This is a genomic window from Rhizobium sp. WW22, from assembly GCF_047041135.1.
Taxonomy (GTDB): Bacteria; Pseudomonadota; Alphaproteobacteria; order Rhizobiales; family Rhizobiaceae; genus Rhizobium.
Genome location: NZ_CP178199.1, coordinates 1,403,005 through 1,420,640 on the forward strand (window position 1 = coordinate 1,403,005; position 17,636 = coordinate 1,420,640).

15 protein-coding genes and 1 pseudogene are annotated in these 17,636 nt (G+C 60.6%); 11 read left to right on the forward strand and 5 right to left on the reverse strand.

Annotated elements, in window-relative coordinates:
- Nucleotides 1-111: 111 nt before the first annotated feature.
- From ACK83U_RS25455 to ACK83U_RS25485, 7 genes and pseudogenes are all read left to right on the forward strand, one after another.
- The gene (locus tag ACK83U_RS25455; RefSeq protein WP_112611471.1) at nucleotides 112-996 is read left to right on the forward strand and encodes a dihydrodipicolinate synthase family protein; all 885 of its coding nucleotides are present in this window, start codon (nucleotides 112-114) and stop codon (nucleotides 994-996) included.
- A gap of 21 nt (nucleotides 997-1,017) precedes the next feature.
- The gene (locus ACK83U_RS25460; protein ID WP_112611473.1) at nucleotides 1,018-1,677 is read left to right on the forward strand and encodes a GntR family transcriptional regulator; all 660 of its coding nucleotides are present in this window, start codon (nucleotides 1,018-1,020) and stop codon (nucleotides 1,675-1,677) included.
- Nucleotides 1,678-1,736: 59 nt separating this feature from the next.
- Entirely contained in the window at nucleotides 1,737-3,068 is a 1,332-nt protein-coding gene (locus ACK83U_RS25465) for an ABC transporter substrate-binding protein (protein ID WP_112611475.1), read from the forward strand.
- Nucleotides 3,068-4,003: a carbohydrate ABC transporter permease gene (locus tag ACK83U_RS25470; RefSeq protein ID WP_112611503.1), complete on the forward strand. Its 936-nt coding sequence runs from the start codon at nucleotides 3,068-3,070 to the stop codon at nucleotides 4,001-4,003. The genes ACK83U_RS25465 and ACK83U_RS25470 overlap by 1 nt, the downstream gene beginning before the upstream one ends.
- Nucleotide 4,004: 1 nt before the next feature.
- Nucleotides 4,005-4,820: a carbohydrate ABC transporter permease gene (locus tag ACK83U_RS25475; RefSeq protein ID WP_095436787.1), complete on the forward strand. Its 816-nt coding sequence runs from the start codon at nucleotides 4,005-4,007 to the stop codon at nucleotides 4,818-4,820.
- Nucleotides 4,821-4,850: 30 nt separating this feature from the next.
- A pseudogene (locus ACK83U_RS25480) lies at nucleotides 4,851-5,908 on the forward strand (ABC transporter ATP-binding protein).
- Nucleotides 5,905-6,849, forward strand: a complete 945-nt coding sequence (locus tag ACK83U_RS25485; protein WP_112611479.1) for a sugar kinase — start codon at nucleotides 5,905-5,907, stop codon at nucleotides 6,847-6,849. Before ACK83U_RS25480 ends, ACK83U_RS25485 begins: the two are co-directional and overlap by 4 nt.
- Nucleotides 6,850-6,946: 97 nt before the next feature.
- Here the strand turns inward: ACK83U_RS25485 and ACK83U_RS25490 are convergent, their stop codons facing one another.
- The gene (locus ACK83U_RS25490; RefSeq protein ID WP_112611481.1) at nucleotides 6,947-8,359 is read right to left on the reverse strand and encodes an XRE family transcriptional regulator; all 1,413 of its coding nucleotides are present in this window, start codon (nucleotides 8,357-8,359) and stop codon (nucleotides 6,947-6,949) included.
- Nucleotides 8,360-8,566: 207 nt separating this feature from the next.
- Between ACK83U_RS25490 and aceA the strand changes: the two genes are divergently transcribed.
- Nucleotides 8,567-9,856 carry an isocitrate lyase gene (aceA, locus tag ACK83U_RS25495; RefSeq protein WP_112611483.1) on the forward strand — a complete coding sequence of 430 codons (1,290 nt, stop codon included), beginning with the start codon at nucleotides 8,567-8,569 and terminating at the stop codon, nucleotides 9,854-9,856.
- Nucleotides 9,857-9,882: 26 nt separating this feature from the next.
- Entirely contained in the window at nucleotides 9,883-10,128 is a 246-nt protein-coding gene (locus tag ACK83U_RS25500; RefSeq protein WP_015342730.1) for a hypothetical protein, read from the forward strand.
- A 70-nt stretch (nucleotides 10,129-10,198) separates the two neighbouring features.
- Here ACK83U_RS25500 and ACK83U_RS25505 read toward each other — a convergent pair whose 3' ends face one another.
- Together ACK83U_RS25505 and ACK83U_RS25510 are read right to left on the reverse strand one after the other, a co-directional pair.
- A complete protein-coding gene (locus ACK83U_RS25505; protein WP_112611485.1) occupies nucleotides 10,199-11,161 on the reverse strand; it encodes an asparaginase domain-containing protein in 963 nt (320 codons plus the stop codon).
- Nucleotides 11,158-12,609: an amino acid permease gene (locus tag ACK83U_RS25510; protein ID WP_112611487.1), complete on the reverse strand. Its 1,452-nt coding sequence runs from the start codon at nucleotides 12,607-12,609 to the stop codon at nucleotides 11,158-11,160. The genes ACK83U_RS25505 and ACK83U_RS25510 overlap by 4 nt, the downstream gene beginning before the upstream one ends.
- Nucleotides 12,610-12,882: 273 nt before the next feature.
- Between ACK83U_RS25510 and aspA the strand changes: the two genes are divergently transcribed.
- Nucleotides 12,883-14,310 (forward strand): aspartate ammonia-lyase, encoded by a 1,428-nt coding sequence (gene aspA, locus ACK83U_RS25515; protein WP_112611489.1) that lies wholly within the window; start codon nucleotides 12,883-12,885, stop codon nucleotides 14,308-14,310.
- Here the strand turns inward: aspA and ACK83U_RS25520 are convergent.
- Nucleotides 14,282-14,995 (reverse strand): FadR/GntR family transcriptional regulator, encoded by a 714-nt coding sequence (locus ACK83U_RS25520; protein WP_112611491.1) that lies wholly within the window; start codon nucleotides 14,993-14,995, stop codon nucleotides 14,282-14,284. The two genes, aspA and ACK83U_RS25520, sit on opposite strands and share 29 nt — an antisense overlap.
- A gap of 190 nt (nucleotides 14,996-15,185) precedes the next feature.
- Here ACK83U_RS25520 and ACK83U_RS25525 point away from each other — a divergent pair, with 190 nt between their 5' ends.
- Complete coding sequence (locus ACK83U_RS25525) at nucleotides 15,186-16,367, forward strand: MFS transporter (RefSeq protein ID WP_162708130.1); 1,182 nt, start codon at nucleotides 15,186-15,188, stop codon at nucleotides 16,365-16,367.
- 48 nt (nucleotides 16,368-16,415) lie between these two features.
- Here the strand turns inward: ACK83U_RS25525 and ACK83U_RS25530 are convergent, their stop codons facing one another.
- On the reverse strand, nucleotides 16,416-17,636 hold the full coding sequence (locus ACK83U_RS25530; RefSeq protein WP_112611495.1) for a DUF1501 domain-containing protein: 1,221 nt from the start codon (nucleotides 17,634-17,636) through the stop codon (nucleotides 16,416-16,418).

Genomic DNA, 17,636 nt, shown 5'->3' on the forward strand with positions numbered 1-17,636 from the left:
GCGATGCTCTTCCTCATCCAGTAAATCACATATGCATCACTGAAACGAACTTTACTTTACAACTAACATGTCAGTATGCTACGCACTAACTCATGAGTTTGGGAGGATCGGATGAGTGAGAATTTTGGCCTGTCGGCCGCGCTGGCAACAGCTTTCGACGCGGATGGCGAGATTGCAATCCCGGGCGTGATCGAGCAGGCGCAGCATTGCCTTGCCAATGGCTGCAAAAGCGTCACCCTTTTCGGCACCACGGGCGAAGGCGCGTCGATCGGCATGCAGGAGCGCAAGCAGGTTCTGGCCGCGATGCTCGCCGCCGGCATTGCGCCCAAGCAAATCGTCATGGGCGTGCTCGTCGATGCCGCCGAGGATGCCGCTGCCCAGGCTGGACAGGCGCTGGCGCAAGGTGTCCGCAACATTCTCCTCGCCCCACCCTCCTACTTCAAGAATGTCAGCGACGACGGCCTCTTCAAATGGTTTTCGGCCGTTTTCACCATGCTCGGCACCCATGCCCGAGACGTGATCGTCTACAATATTCCGTCGGTGACGATGGTGCCGCTCTCGATCTCGCTGGTCGGCCGCCTGCGCGCCGCATTTCCGGATGTTGTTGTCGGCGTCAAGGACTCCTCCGGCGATTGGCCCTATACCGAGGAGTTGCTGAAGACGCATGGCGATCTCATCATACTGATCGGTGACGAGCGGCATCTGGCTCGCGGCGTTCGGCTCGGCGGACAGGGAGCAATCTCCGGCATGGCAAATCTCCTTCCTCGCGAAGTTCAGGTCATGGCGGAAAAGGGCATCGACGACGCCAATGTGGAGCGCTTCGTCGGGCAACTGCTGAACTATCCGGTCATCCCCTCGATCAAGGCCATTCTCGCCCGTCTGACGGAGGACGATGGCTGGCTTGCCGTACGCCCACCCCTCGTGGCGTTGAACAGCCAAGATTCCGACACGCTCTTTGCTGCTTTCGGCGCACTGTTTCGCGCCAAGGCAGCCTAACCGATCAGCCCGGAGCTGCCGATGGACGGACCAGGCGAACAGACGACGTTGAGAGAGAAAGCCTATGAGAGCTTCACGCGCCATCTTTTGGCGCGCGACGTTCGCCCTGGGCAATTCATATCGCAGCGGCGGTTGGTCGAACTAACGGGACTGACGCTCGGCGCGATCCGCGAATTGATCCCGCGCCTGGAGGCCGAAGGGCTGATCAAGACGGTTCCGCAGCGGGGGCTGCAGATCGCCCATATCGATCTCGACCTGATCCGGGAGGCTTTCCAGCTCCGTCTCTTTCTGGAAAAGGAAGCCGTCGCGCTGTTCACCTATTCAGCGTCAGACGAGACGATTGGCAAGCTTTTGAAGGACCATCGCGATATCGCGGATGCCATTCGGGCCGGCGACAGCTCGCAAGAACTCGAACTTCACGCGCAGTCGGTGGACTGGGGCATGCACGATGCCTTCATCGACGCGCTCGGCAACACGATCATCTCGAATGCCTATCGGGTCAATTCGATCAAGATGCGGCTGATCAGCCAGGACAGGTTTCGCATCAACGGCCATGTCGGCCCGGTTATGGAAGAGCATCTGAAAGTGCTTGAAGCCATTGAGAGGCGCTCAGCCGACGAGGCGGTTACCGCGCTGGTAGCCCATATCGGCGGAGCGCGGGATCGCGCGTTAAAGATGTAAACAGCTTTAGACAACAGGCCGCGAATGAGGAGATTTTCGGCCAGAGGAGGAGGAACAACATGTCATCGTCATTTTTCAATCCGACACGTCGCGGCTTCATGGCCGGCACGGCCGCACTAGGCGCAACGAGCCTTCTGGGCGTGCGCACCGCCTCAGCCGCGGTAGACTGGAAGCGCTTTGCCGGCACGACGCTCGAGGTCAATCTGGTCAAGAGCCCGCGCAGCGAGACGATCCTCAAATACTTAAGCGAGTTCGAAGCCCTGACCGGCATCAAGGTCAATGCCGAGGCGACGCCGGAACAACAGCAGCGACAGAAGACCACGATCGAGCTCAGCTCCGGCAAGCCAAGCTTCGACGTCGTGCATCTGAGCTATCACGTCCAGAAGCGTCAATTCGAAAAGGGCGGCTGGCTTACCGATATCAGCGGCTTCATGAAGGACCCGTCGCTCACCGATCCCTCGCTGACGGAAAGCGATTTCGCCGAGGCTGGCCTGAAGTTCGCCAAGGATTCCGCAGGCGTCATGCGCTCGCTGCCCTTCTCGGTGGACTACTGGATCGTCTACTGGAACAAGGCCCTGTTCGAGAAGAAGGGCCTCGCCTATCCGGAAACCTTCGAAGATATGGCGAAGGCCGCCGAGGCGCTGACCGACAAGTCGACCAATACCTACGGCTTCGTGGCACGCGGCCTGAAGAATGCCAACGCGCCGGTGTGGACGACCTTCATGCTCGGCTATGGCACGACGCCGCTCTCGGCTGACGGCAAGCTGCAGACGGAATCGCAGGGCGCGGTCGACGCTGCCAAGCTCTATCAGCGCCTGATGACGAAATCGGCACCTCCCGGCGTTTCCGGCTTCAACTGGGCGGAAGCGCAATCGGCCTTCCTGCAGGGCAAGATCGGCATGTGGGTCGATGGCGTCGGGTTTGCGCCGCCGATCGAAAACCCGGAAAAATCCCGCGTCGTCGGCCAGGTCGGCTACGGCGTCATGCCGAAAGGACCGAATGCGCAGGCAGCGGCGACGACCGGCGACGGCCTCGGCGTGACGGCGGCCAGCCAGAAAAAGGAAGCCGCCTATCTCTTCTGCCAATGGGCGATCTCGCACGACATGGGCGCGCGCCTCCTGCAGGCCGGCGCCGGTGTTCCCTTCCGCCAATCCATCCTGGAGGATCAGAAGGTGCGCGAGGGTGTGAAGATGCCGGGTGCCTGGCTCGATGCCGTCGCCGGCTCTGCCAAGGTCTCTCAGCTCGCCTTGCCCGTCATCATCCCGGTCACCGAGTTCCGCGACATATATGGTGTCGCGCTGACGAACATGATCGGCGGCGCAGATCCCGCAGCTGAACTGAAGACGGCGACCGCCCAGTTCGAGCCGGTTCTGGCACGAAGCGAGGGATGATGGCTTCCGTGAGCATCGAAGATACTGCCGCAAATGCAGCCGCAGACAGGAGCAAGCCGCGAAGGCTTGCTCCCAACTACTGGCCCTTTGTCATTCCCGCTTTGATCGTCATTGCCGCTGTCATCGTCTTTCCGTGGGTCTTCACCCTGTGGATGAGCGTGAACAAGTGGACGCTCGGTCAATCGCAGAGTTTCGTCGGCTGGGACAATTATGTGCGGCTGGCGACTGACGCACGCTTTTGGGAATCCCTTTGGCACACGGTTCTCTATACCGTGCTCTCCGTCGTCGGCCCCTTGATCTTCGGAACGCTGGCGGCACTCATCTTCGATGCGAACTTTCCGTTGCGCGGTTTCCTGCGTGGCATCTTCGTCATGCCGATGATGGCAACGCCTGTTGCCGTCGCCCTGGTTTGGACCATGATGTTCCATCCGCAGCTCGGCGTGCTCAACTACCTGCTATCATTTGTCGGCATCGGACCGCTGGAATGGATCTACAACCAGGCAAGCGTCATCCCCTCCCTCGTGCTGGTCGAAGTGTGGCAATGGACGCCGCTAGTCATGCTGATCGTGCTTGGCGGCCTCGCCTCCGTGCCGCGCGAACCTTATGAGAGCGCCGAAATCGACGGCGCCAACGCCTGGCAGAAGTTCCGCTATCTGACGCTGCCGATGATCTCGCCTTTCCTGATGATCGCTGTCATCATCCGTGGCATCGATGCGATCAAGAGCTTCGACATCATCTATGCGATGACGCAAGGCGGCCCGGGAACGGCATCCGAAACGATCAACATCTACCTCTATAACACCGCCTTTTCCTACTACGACATCGGCTATGGCTCGGCCATGGCGGTGGTGTTCTTCATCCTCATCGTCGCGCTCTCCTTCATCCTCCTGATGATGCGGCAGCGGACGAAATGGACCGATACGGAGGGACATTGAGATGAAGCGCTCGACGCTCAACCGTATCGGCCTGTTCTTCGTGGCCCTGGTCATCGTCTCGCCCGTTATTCTATTCTTCCTCTGGATGATCTCGCTGTCGCTGAAATACGAGATCGATAACGGCGCCTATCCGCCAATACTCATTCCAGACCGTTTCGCCTGGACGAACTACGTCAATGTCTTCCAGGAAAACAACTTCTTCCTCTATTTCTGGAATTCGATCCTTGTGACGGGGGCAGCCACCCTGCTCGCGCTCGTCATCGGCGTGCCGGCCGGCTACGGCATTGCGCGGCTGAAGGCAGAGAAGTCGGCTATCGTCATCATGATCGCCCGCATGACGCCGGGCCTATCCTTCCTCATCCCGCTGTTCCTGCTGTTCCAATGGCTCAATCTGCTCGGAACGCTCTGGCCGCAGATCATCATCCATCTCGTCGTCACAGTACCGATCGTCGTCTGGATCATGATCGGCTATTTCGAGACGACGCCGATGGAACTGGAGGAGGCGGCAAGCATCGATGGCGCGACGCCATGGCAAGTCTTCCGCCTCGTCGCCCTGCCGATCGCCCGTCCCGGCATCGTCGTCGCCTTCATTCTTTCGGTCATCTTCTCGTGGAACAATTTCGTCTTCGGCATCGTGCTTGCGAGCCGCGAGACCCGCACACTGCCGGTGGCCGTCTATAACATGCTCTCCTTCGAGCAGGTGAGCTGGGGACCGCTTGCGGCGGCGGCCCTGATCGTGACGTTGCCGGTGCTCGTGCTGACCATGTTCGCGCAACGACAGATCATCGCCGGTCTGACGGCCGGCGCGGTCAAATGACCGCCTCCCCTTTTGGAAAGGATCACATTCATGGCACCCGTCAATATACAGAGCATCCAGAAGCGCTATGGCCAGGTGAAGGTCATCCATGACATTAGCGTCGATATCGCCGACGGCGAATTCGTTGTCCTCGTCGGCCCTTCGGGCTGCGGAAAGTCCACCCTGCTGCGCATGATCGCCGGGCTTGAAGAGGTCAGCGACGGTGAAATTCATATCGGTCGGCGCGAAGTCAGCCATCTGCCGGCGCGCGACCGCGATATCGCGATGGTCTTTCAGAACTATGCGCTCTATCCGCATATGACGGTCGCCGAAAACATGGGCTTTGCGCTGAAGCTGAAAAAAGCAAACGCTTCCGAAATCGCCGCCAAGGTGCAGAAGGCGGCCGCCATCCTTGGCCTGGAAAATCTACTGGATCGCCTGCCCCGTCAGCTTTCCGGCGGCCAGCGCCAACGCGTCGCCATGGGCCGCGCACTGGTGCGGGATCCGCAGGTCTTCCTGTTCGACGAGCCGCTCTCCAATCTCGACGCGAAGCTGCGCGTCCAGATGCGCGGCGAGATCAAGTCCATGCATCAGCGCGTCGGTACGACGACGATCTACGTGACGCACGATCAGGTCGAGGCCATGACCATGGCCGACAAGATCGTCGTGCTGCATGGCGGCTTTATCGAACAGGTCGGCGCGCCGCTCGATCTCTATGACCGACCGGCCAATCTCTTCGTCGCCGGCTTCATCGGCTCACCGTCGATGAACTTCATCGACGGCAGGATCGAGGAAGGCGTCTTCCGTAGCGACAAGGGTCTCATCCTGCCCTTGCGGAGGGCTTTCCGATCACGGAGTACGGGGGGCGTCCCCTCGTCTACGGCATCAGGCCCGAACATATCCGCGCTGCGGCAAGCGGCCTGTCGGCAAGCGTCGGCATTGTCGAAGGCACGGGATCTGAGATCTATGTCAAGCTCGATTGCGGCGGCGAGGAAATCTCCTGCCTGTTCCGCGAGCGGCTGGATATTCGCTTCGGCGACAAGATCGAAATCGGCATCGATCCGGCAAGCATCCATCTTTTCGACAAAGCGAGCGGAAAGCGACTTTGACCGCTCCATCCATCTTCGATCCGCCCGCCGGCGCGGCCAAGCGCGTTCTTTGCGTCGGCGCTGCTGTTCTCGATACGCTCTTTCGCGTCCATACCCTTCCGCACGGTCAGGGGAAGGTTTTGCCTTACGACATGCTGCAGATCGCCGAAGGCATGGCCTCCAGCGCTGCTTATGCCATTGTCCGGCTCGGTGGCGGGGCGAGCCTGTGGGGTGCCGTTGGCGACGACGATACCGGCGAGCGTATTATCCGCGACATGGATGCCGCCGGCATCCATGTCGGGGGCATGCTGCGTGTGGAAGGCGCCCGTTCCGCCATCTCGACCATCCTGGTGGACGATGACGGCGAAAGACTGATCGTTCCCTTCTACGATCCGAAGCTGCACCATACGGTGAAGGAATTCACGATGGCTGATATCGCAGCGTTCGACGCCACACTGGTCGACGTGCGCTGGCCGGCGCTGGCTCTGCAGGTTCTCAAAGCCGCGAGAGCGATGGGCAGACCCGCCATTCTCGACGGCGACGTGGCTCCTGACGGCATCATCGAACAACTGGCGCCGGAAGCAACCCATATCGTTTTCTCCGAACCGGCTGCGCAGCGCCTGACGGGAACAAGCGATGTGTCCGCGATGACGCATCGTCTGAAACAGCGCTTCGATCATGCTTTCATCTGCGTGACGGCAGGGGCGACCGGCAGCTACTGGTTCGACGAGCAAAGCAACGCCGTCGCGCATTGCCCGACTATTTCCGTCAAGACTGTCGACACGCTTGCCGCAGGAGACATCTTCCACGGCGCCTTCGCGCTGGCGATTGCCGAGGGAATGGCGCCGGCAGACGCAATCCACTTTTCCTCCATAGCCGCTGCCATCAAGTGCGAGTCCTTTGGAGGACGATCCGGGGCACCGACGCGGGCCGAGGTGATCCGTCGATCCCGTTCGCTTTGAAAGCCCGGTCGCGAGCGCAGCATTCTCGATGAGGCTAGGTCTTCCACTCGTCGCGGCGAGGTTCAGGCCTTATTTTCAACAATGGCAATCAAGGCAATCACTGAAAATCGAACACACTGAGACCGGCCGCCATTTCATCGAGGCCAAGCGGGCGCGTCACCGGCGGCTCGGCTCTCGCCAGACAGCCCTGACGCTCGCATAGGCGGCAGGCGGGGCCGATTGGGGTCTGATTGGCATCCAACCCCTTGCCATAGACCACCTCGTCACGATGGGCGATATCGCAGCCGATCAGAAGTGCCGTGCGGCGTACCCTTTCTCCGAAATCGGCTCGCGGTCCCTCAATCGTTCGCGATACGGTCAGGAAGCCGGCCCCGTCAGGCATCTGGGCAGCGTCCACCAATATCTGTCCGGGCTGAGCGAACGCGGCATGGATGTTGAGTTTCGGACAGCCGCCGCCGAAGCGCCCTTGCGGAAAGCCTTGGGCGCCCGCCTTGCGCAGGCGATGGCCGGCATTGTCGATCTCCATCAGGAAAAACGGGATGCCGGATGCGCCTGGTCTTTGCAGGCTGCTCAGCCGCGTGGCGGCTTGCTCATAGGACACGCCGAAGCGAGCGCCGAGGGCTTCGATATCATAATGCATTCGCTGCGCTGCCGCGAGGTAGGCGCCATAAGGCATCAGAAGCGCATGGGAAGCGTAGCGCGCCAGCTCGAAACGGGCGACGCGATTGGCTTCGGGCGTCGAAAGCGCGAGGGCGTTCAGCTCGGCGGCGATCTCCTCGCGCAGAACCAAAAGCGAGACTTCTGTCGCAATCTCCCGGATCTGATCAAAGGGCGACAGACGCTCCGACAGGAAAAGCCGCATCGAATGCCGGTCATAGCGTCGACGCAAGCCAGGCATGGCGTGCACCGGCAACAGGCGTACCGCGATGCCATGCTCGGCCTTTAGCCATGCCTTCAAAGCGCCCGTCAGGTCGTCGCCGGGCGATAGGCGTTCATGGAAGGTCTCCGCAGCATCTTCGATGCGAGCAAAGAAATTCGGGCGCGATTGCAGGCGATCGTGAACCTCGTCGAGCGGCAGGCGCGGTCCGGCGACCTCGGCAACCCGGCCCTCGCGGCCCAGAAGCTCGGCGAGATCGGACAGTCTTGCGGCCTGCTCGCGATAGGCGCGATAAAGCCGGATCATGCCGTTTGCCGCATTCGGCGCAGCTTCGGCGAGCTCGATCAGCTCCTGATCGCCGGGGATCTCGCCTGCCAGCAATGGATCGGCAAAGATTTCACGCAATTGCCCTGCGCTGCCGCCCTGCTCGCCCTGCAATTCGTCGAGATCAACCTTGTAGACCGCCGACAGCTTCAACAGCAATTGTACGGTCAGTGGCCGCTGATTGCGCTCGATGAGATTGAGATAGGACGGCGAGATATCGAGCGCCTGCGCCATCGTCGTCTGCGTCAGACCGAGGCCCATGCGGATGCGCCGAACCTTCGGGCCGGCAAAGATCTTGCGCTCAACCATGTGTCATACCTTTTACAATTCTTCAGTCGGCAATATTTTACAAGATTTACAATTTTACCGAAGACGGATGTCAATAATAACACATCATAACCCTTTTATCTAACGGCATTTTCCAGTTTTACTCGCTGCTTCAACATCAATGTTGTAAAAATAGTTATGCAGTCGAGATCGATCGGAGGATCGAGAGAAAAGTATCGGGAGAATAGTATGACAGATTTTTACAAACTGGTTCCCAGCGCGCCCGCCGGACGTTTCGATGGTATCGAGCGCCCCTATCAGGCCGCGGTTGTGGAGCGGTTGCGCGGCTCGATCACCATTCGGCACTCATTGGCCGAAATGGGTGCAAACCGTCTCTGGCAGCTCATTCACGAGGAGGATTTCGTCAATGCGCTCGGCGCGCTTTCCGGCAATCAGGCCATGCAGATGGTTCGCGCCGGCCTGAAGGCGATCTATCTCTCGGGATGGCAGGTCGCCGCCGACGCCAATACGGCCTCGGCCATGTACCCCGACCAATCGCTGTATCCTGCCAATGCGGGTCCAGAGTTGGCCAAGCGCATCAACCGCACGCTGCAAAGGGCCGACCAGATCGAAACCGCCGAAGGCAAAGGGCTTTCCGTCGACACATGGTTTGCGCCGATCGTCGCCGATGCCGAAGCGGGCTTCGGTGGCCCCCTCAATGCCTTCGAGATCATGAAGGCCTATATCGAGGCGGGTGCGGCCGGCGTCCACTTCGAGGACCAGTTGGCATCGGAGAAGAAATGCGGCCATCTGGGCGGCAAGGTGCTCATTCCGACGGCGGCGCATATCCGCAATCTCGACGCGGCGCGGCTTGCCGCCGACGTCATGGGCGTGCCGACCCTTGTCGTGGCGCGCACCGATGCCGAAGCAGCGAAGCTTCTGACCTCGGACATCGACGAGCGCGACCGACCCTTCGTCGACTACGACGCCGGACGGACGGTCGAAGGCTTCTATCAGGTCAGGAACGGCATCGAGCCCTGCATCGCCCGCGCCGTCGCCTATGCACCGCATTGCGACCTCATCTGGTGTGAGACGTCGAAGCCGGATCTGGAACAGGCGCGGAAATTTGCCGAAGGCGTGCATCGGGTCCACCCGGGCAAGCTGCTAGCTTACAATTGCTCGCCGTCCTTCAACTGGAAGAAGAACCTGGATGATGCGACGATCGCAAAATTCCAGCGCGAGCTGGGCGCCATGGGCTACAAGTTCCAGTTCATCACGCTTGCCGGCTTCCACCAGCTGAATTTCGGCATGTTCGAGCTCGCCCGCGGCTACAAGGCTCGCCAGATGGCCGCTTACTCCGAGCTGCAGGAAGCCGAATTTGCAGCGGAGGCCAATGGCTATACCGCCACCAAGCACCAGCGCGAAGTCGGCACCGGCTATTTCGATGCGGTCTCGCTGGCGATCACCGGCGGCCAGTCATCGACAACGGCCATGCACGGATCGACAGAGCATGCCCAATTCAAACCGGCAGCAGAGTGATATCAGGAAATTAGGAGGAGAATGACATGGCATCGATAGCACGCGTTCGCGAGAGAGCGGAGGAGCAATCTCTCACCATGAATGCCGATCAGCAGGCGGTCATCCGCATGCTGGCCAACGAACTGCATCGCCTCAACCAAACCGTCATGAATGCGGTCGAGGCCGGCGTTTCGGTCGAGCTCGTCCGCTCGGCCCGTCACCACGGCGGCAACGGCAACTGGGGCGATCTCCTGATACCCGTCGTCGTCGCCAAGGCAACGCAAACGGCATAACGAAGACAGTATTCAGCGAATGTTCGGGCCGCGCCGTCAATCGAGGGGCGGCCCGTTTTCGTGGCTGCAATCAGGGCGTAGCGTCGCTGGCGAAGTCCGCAAACGTGTGCTCGATCGCCTCCGCGCTTGCACCGGACGCGACGAGGGATGCCAGCAAAATTCTCGCCTGCCCCGGGCGTAGCGTCGAGGAATGGATTGCCCCGGCCGCAGCAAGGTCATGCCCGCCGCCGCCACCGCCATAGCTGGAAACAAGCAATCCATCCGGTACGCGGCTGGAAACCACGACGGGTACGCCGACATCGGCACACCGCCTGACGGCTTCGACCAGACGCGGATTGGCATTGCCGGAACCGAGGGCAGCCAGAACGATGCCATGGGCGTCGGCCCTAAGGCTCGCATCCACATGCACCGAGTCACAGCCAGGGTAGATTGCGACGACATCAATCCGCACGTTATCAAGTGCCGCCGCAAGGCACGGGCTTGGCGGATTTTCGAGCGGCCGCGATTGTCGAAAAGCGTCGGCAACATCGGAAGAGTGCTTATAAAGCCCCCAAGCCGGCAGCAGGCGGCCGCCGAAACAGACGAGCACGCCGCGGCCCGCATTGGCCGGATCGACGGCTGCGGCAACGGCCGCGGCGAGATTACCCGGTCCGTCGGCTTTGGGATGATCAGCGGTAAATTGCGCACCGGTAAACACGACGGGCTTAATCAAGCCATGCTGCAGATGGACAAGCAGCGCCGTCTCTTCCATGGCGTCCGTACCATGCAAAATGACGATGCCGCTGATGGCATCATCGGCGAGCAGTTCGCCGACCTTGTCGCTAATCTCCTGCATGTCAGCGAGCGTCAGGCTCGCCGAATCCTTCGCCATCAGCTCGATGGGTCTGAGATCGACAGGCATGTTGGGAAGAAGCGCCAGCAGGCTTTCACCCGTCAACGACGGTATGCTGGCGCCGCTATTGGTGCGCTCGCTTGCAATGGTGCCGCCGGTGGCAATGACTGCCACCAGCGGATTGACTTGCCCTGCCGTCACGACTGGCCCCGCTCGGCCGCCAGCCGATAGATGCGGTCACGCAACAGATACCAGCCGATGACAAGAGCCGGTGCGATCAGAATGAGGGACGCAATCGTCCACGTGCCGACGGGATAGTCGAGCGCCATCAGCACCAGTACCGCGAAGAGGAAAACGAGCGTCAGGATACCGGTGTAGGGCGCGCCGAACATGCGGAAATCCGGGCGGGCCATCTCGCCGCGCTGCGACAACTTCCAGAGCTTCAGTTGGCACAATACGATCACGCCCCAGGCGGAGATGATACCGAGCGCCGAGATATTGAGGGCAATCTCGAAAGCGGCCGACGGAACGACGGCGTTCAGCGCCACGCCGATGACGGTCACGACAGCCGTCACGGCGATGCCGACATAAGGCACACCGGCCTTATTCATCTTGGCGAGCGCTGCCGGTGCCGAGCCCGAAACCGCCATCGAATGCAAGATGCGACCCGTCGAATAAAGGCCGGCATTGAGCGAGGACAGAACGGCCGTCAGCACGACGAGGTTCATGATGATATCGGCACCTTGGATGCCGATCGTCCCGAAGAAGGTGACGAACGGGCTCTCACCCGCCTTGTAGGCCGTGTAGGGCAGAAGCAGCGACAGAAGCAGGACCGAGCCGACATAGAAGACCAACAGACGGGCGACTACCGTGCGGATCGCACGTGGCATCACCTTGCGCGGATCCTCTGTTTCACCGGCGGTCGTGCCGATTAGTTCGATCGATGCATAGGCGAAGACCACGCCCTGTATGATGACGAAGGCCGGCAAGATGCCATTGGGAAAGAAACCGCCGCTATCGCTGATGATGCTGAAGCCTGCCGAATGACCGGCAATCGGCGTACCTGACACGACGAAATAGATGCCAATGACGAGGAAGCTGACCAGCGCCAGAACCTTGATCAGGCTGAACCAGAATTCGAGCTCGCCGAAGACCTTCACCGACAGAAGGTTCATGGTCAGCACCACCAGCAGCGCGATCAGCGCGAAGACCCACTGGTCGATACCGGCCAGCCAGGGCACGTAGTGCTTGAAGAAATTCATGTAGAGGGCGACGGCTGTCACATCGGCAACCGATGTCATGGCCCAGTTCAGCCAGTACATCCAGCCGACGGCAAAGGCCATCTTCTCGCCATAGAACTCGCGGGCGTAAGAAACGAAGGAGCCGGAGCTCGGGCGATGCATGATCAGTTCGCCAAGCGCGCGCAACACGAGAAAGGCAAAGAAACCGCAGAGCGCATAGACGAAGATGAGAGCCGGACCTGCCGCGGCAAGGCGTCCGCCTGCGCCAAGGAAAAGACCGGTGCCGATCGCGCCGCCAATGGCGATCATCTGGATCTGCCGCGGCTTCAAGGCCTTGTGATAGCCAAGGTCCTCATTGACCGGCGGCCGGCGATCCGCCGGAATATTCTGAATAGGTTCGACTGACATTGCTCCTCCCTCGAGCCGTTTGTCCATGAGCGGATCCGGGTGCTGATGTTGCACCCGACCGGATGCCATTGCCTTAATCTGGCCGTCGATCGAACTTAGCGATCGCCGGTCATGCTGTAATGCTGTATGACAGATTTCCTCTTAGACACAGAAATAGCGGCGGGTCAAGCCAAACGGCACTTATTGACGCGGCACGAGCGAAGGGATAACAGATTTCAAAATCTGTCATACAGCTTGACAGATTTAACTTGATTTCCACTGTAGGAGGATAATGTGGTCAAGACGCGAAGCGAGTATGACCTGTTGGGCGAGAAGGATATTCCCGCCGATGTTTATTGGGGGGTGCACACGGCAAGAGCCGTGGAGAATTTCCAGGTGACGGGAACACCGATCGGCCGCTATGCGCATCTCATCCGAGGCTTGGCCTTCGTCAAGGAAGCAGCGGCTCTTGCCAATCACGAACTGGGCTTGCTGAGCGAAGACAAGCTCGATGCAATCGTGCGCGCTTGCCGCGAAATCCGCGCCGGCGAGCTTCACGACCAGTTCGTCGTCGACGTGATTCAAGGCGGCGCCGGCACTTCCACCAACATGAACGCCAATGAGGTCATCGCCAACCGCGCGCTCGAATTGCTCGGCCATGCCAAAGGCGACTATGCTCACCTTCACCCGAACGATCACGTCAATCTAAGCCAATCCACCAACGACGCCTATCCGACGGCCGTCAACGTTGCGCTCATCGAAGCGATCGACAATCTCGCGGCGGCAATGGAAACGCTGCAGGAGGCCTTCGAACGCAAGGCCAAGGAATTCGACCGCATTCTAAAGATCGGCCGCACGCAGCTGCAAGACGCCGTGCCGATGACGCTTGGTCAGGAATTCAGGACCTTTGCCGTCATGCTCGGGGAAGATCGATCCCGCCTGATCGAATCGGCCGCTCTCCTGCATGAGGTCAATCTCGGCGCTACTGCCATCGGCACCGGCCTTAATGCACCTGTCGGCTATGCCGCCCTTGCCTGCACTCATCTTGCCCGGCTGACGGGCCGCCCGCTGGTTACCGCAAGCGACCTCATCGAAGCAACACAGGACCCCGGCGCCTTCGTCCACCTCTCCGGCGTACTGAAACGCGTCGCAGTCAAGCTGTCGAAGACCTGCAATGACCTGCGCCTGCTCTCTTCCGGTCCTCGCGCCGGCATCGGCGAGATCACGCTGCCGGCGATGCAGGCGGGCTCGAGCATCATGCCCGGCAAGGTCAATCCCGTAATCCCGGAAATGGTCAATCAGGTGGCGTTCTCCGTCATAGGCAACGACATCACCGTGACCATGGCGGCAGAAGCGGGGCAACTGCAACTCAATGCCTTCGAGCCGATTATCGTGCGTTCGCTGTCGGAAAGCATCATACATCTGACCGCGGCCTGCCATATCCTCGCCGAACGCTGCATCGATGGCATCACGGCCAATCCGGCTCTGATGGCGCAGCGCCTGCAGGAATCGATCGGCCTTGCGACGGCACTCAATCCGCTGATCGGCTATCAGGCGGCAACCAAGGTCGCTCGGGAGGCGCTGGCAACCGGACGCACAGTGCCGGAAATCGTGCTGGACCATGGATATCTGACCGCAGAGGAGCTCTTCGAGGCACTGCGGCCGGAGCGCCTCGCCAACTTGCCCGCTGGTCTCAACGATGCGGCTGATCCTCGCCGATGATCGTGGTCACCACGCGCTTAACCTGACCGAGATGGGCCTCCATTGCCGCGATGGCCCCCTCCTCCGATGCCGCCGCAATCGCCTCGACGATGCGGCGGTGCTCGACATTCGAGGCCACGCGGCGCTGGGCCATCATGTTGACAAGCTCCGACTGGCGCATCAGTGCGTCGCGGGCGTCGGAAACGATCTTGGAAAAGACGGCGTTTCCGGAAGATTCGGCAATCATCGAATGGAATTCCGAGTCCAGAGTTACCCACTTCAGAGGGTCTTCTTCCCGGTCCATCTCATCGCAAAGTTCAAGCAATCGCGCCAATTGCTGCTCTGTGCGCCGCAGTGCCGCCCAGCCGGCGGCGGGAACTTCGATGAAGGGACGCGCCTCGATCAAGTCGCGCGCGGAATAGCCGCCATAATGGAGTTCCGGACCGGGAGTGGAGGTCAAAACATAGGTGCCGCTGCCCGTGCGCGTCTGGGTGAGGCCGAGCGTCTGAAGCGAACGGAGTGCTTCGCGGATGATCGGGCGGCTGACACCATAACGCGTGGCAAGCTGCGACTCGGCGGGCAGTCGCATCCCGACCACCAACCGTCCCGATGTTATCGCCGAACGAATATCCTCAAACACTGCCTCGGCAGCGTTTTTCCGACTGATCGGACTTGTATCAGATAACCAATCAGCCACCTCACTCATGACAGTCAAACTTCACAAACATTCCGCGCTTGTCAAGGATCGGCTCACGAAATGGCGCTTGCTCGCGGGGCCGCAACACAATTCGAAAAGCCGACTTTATGTTGACAACGCCATCGGCAACAACTTGCACTTGATACCGCCATCGCCGGCGATATAAAGAAATCCCTATTCCTTTATATGGAACGTCATCGTGCCCTTACCCCTCTTCGCTTTGTTTCTGGCCGCCTTTGCTTTCGGCACGACCGAGTTCGTCATCGCGGGCATTCTTCCGGACGTGGCGCAGGGTCTTGATGTCTCGATCCCTTTTGCCGGCTATCTGGTATCGGGTTACGCACTGGGAATCGCACTCGGCGGGCCGCTCCTGACCATGGCGACGCGACAGGTTTCGCGCCGGACCATTCTGATCGCTCTGACGATCGCCTTTTGCCTGGGTCAGATCGCCTGTGCGCTTGCGCCCGATTTCGCCGCTATGCTCCTCTTCCGCGTCGCGACGGCAATTGCTCACGGCGCCTATTTCGGGATTGCCATGGTGGTCGCGGTTGGCCTCGTGCCGCAGGCATTTCGCGGTCGCGCCGTGTCCGTGATCCTTGCAGGCCTGACGGTTTCCAATATTGTCGGCGTTCCTCTGGGCGCGGCGATCGGTGGACTTTGGGGATGGCGGACGACGTTTTGGGCGATGACCTTGGTTGGCGTCCTCGCATTGGTCGCGATATGGGTCTTGATCCCACAGACGAAGGCAGAAACTCAGCAATCCGGCCATTTGAGCGGAGAAGTGCGTGTTCTCGGCCGCCAGCAGGTCTGGACATCTCTCATCATGATGCTCGCATTGATGATCGGCCAGATGGTGCCGTTTACCTACATAACGCCGCTGCTGCGTGAAGTGACCGGCCTGGATGCCATGCTTATCCCCTGGGTTCTCCTGCTCAATGGCGTCGGGGCGACATTGGGAGTTGTGATCGGTGGCAGACTTTCGGATTGGAAGCTGATGCCCTCGCTTATCGCGATGCTCGCCATTCAATCCGCAATACTCGTCGTCCTTTATCTGGTCAGCCCCTACCCCTTGCCGATGAGTGTGGCGATCTTCGTTTGGGGCGCGCTTAATTTTGCCATCGGCACCCCTATCCAGGCTCGCATCCTGATGTGGACCGCCGATGCACCAGGCCTTGCTTCCTCGCTCATTCCGTCGGGGTTCAATATCGGAATCGCGATCGCAGCAAGCGTCGGCGCCGCACTGCTCGAGAGCGGGTATGGCTATCGCAGTTTGCCGGTGCTCGGCGCCATCACGCTTGCCTTGGCCTGCGTGGTTGCGATCCTCTCCGCAGCCAACGAAAGGCGCAGTGGCGCCGTTCCTCCAAACGCCGCTCTCACGTAATTTCTATTGGAAGGCCGCGGCCCTTAACACCTGCCGCCGGCACACAAGTCAGGCGATGAGCCCTTTCATCGGCAGGACGTGATCGGAGCCCGGGAAGACATCGCGCGTCAATAGCGCCGGTGACGCGCCAAGCAGATCGACCGCGATACCCTTGACCACAGCGCGCAGATCCGTCGTGGCGGCAAGATCGCGGCCATCACGCAATTGCGCCTGCTTGAGACCGGGCCAATCGGCGATGACCCGGCCACCCTTGATCGCGCCGCCGGCGAGGAAGGCGGCCGTTCCAGTGCCGTGGTCGGTGCCCTGCGTACCGTTGACCTGCGCCGTGCGACCGAATTCGGTTGCAACAAGAATAGCGGTATCTTTCCAAGCCGGACCAAGCTCCTGCTGGAAGGCGGAAAAGGAATTGTCGAGCCCGACGAGTAGTTTGTTCAGCCGATCGACCTCTCCGGCATGGGTATCCCATCCTTCGAAGGCCAGTGCCGCAACGCGAGGACCATCGTCCTGGGCCAAAAGGCGCGCGGCCCCTCTCGCCATCTGTTCCATGCCCGTGGGATCGCCAGGCCCTCCCTTCGCCTTGACATCGAGGCCGGCAGCGATCTTGCCGGTCGAAATGCCCTCAGTGAGGATTTTCGCAAAGAGCGGGTCGGTGTGGTTGTAGAGATCCATCAGCCGCGGCGGCAGATCGTCACTCACCGGCTGGAGGGTCGATGGCGACCAGCCGAGTACCGGCGCCCTGCCGCGAATGACAAGCGGTGCATTGGCACCGACCGAGAGGCCTCGGATCTCCGAAGCTCCCGGTGAAACCTTGTCTCCCTTCGGAAGGCCCTCCAGCATCCGGTTCAGCCATCCGGATTCGACGCGGCCGGGCATTTCGTAACCGGACTCCAGTACGTCCTGACCGTCGAAATGGGACCGATCGCGATAGGGCGTCGCACTGGCATGCACGACGGCCGCCTGTCCTGCGCGATAGAGCCTGTTGAAATTCGGCATCGACGGATGCAGCGCAAAGAAGCTGTCGAGCGGCAACGCCGCCTCGGGGCCGCTCGTCGTCATGGCGATCGCCTGCCGCAAAGCCTGATAATCAGGGTCGCCAACGGGCGGGACGGCGGTCAGACCATCAAGCGCCCCACGCAGGATAATAGTAATGAAACGCGGGTCGCGTCCGCCGGCGGCATGGGCGAAGCGCGGGATGAAGGCCCAGGCAAACAAGGCGCCGGAAGCGCCAAGTACGGCACGACGGGTGGGGGTCATGAGTTCGCAGGTCAT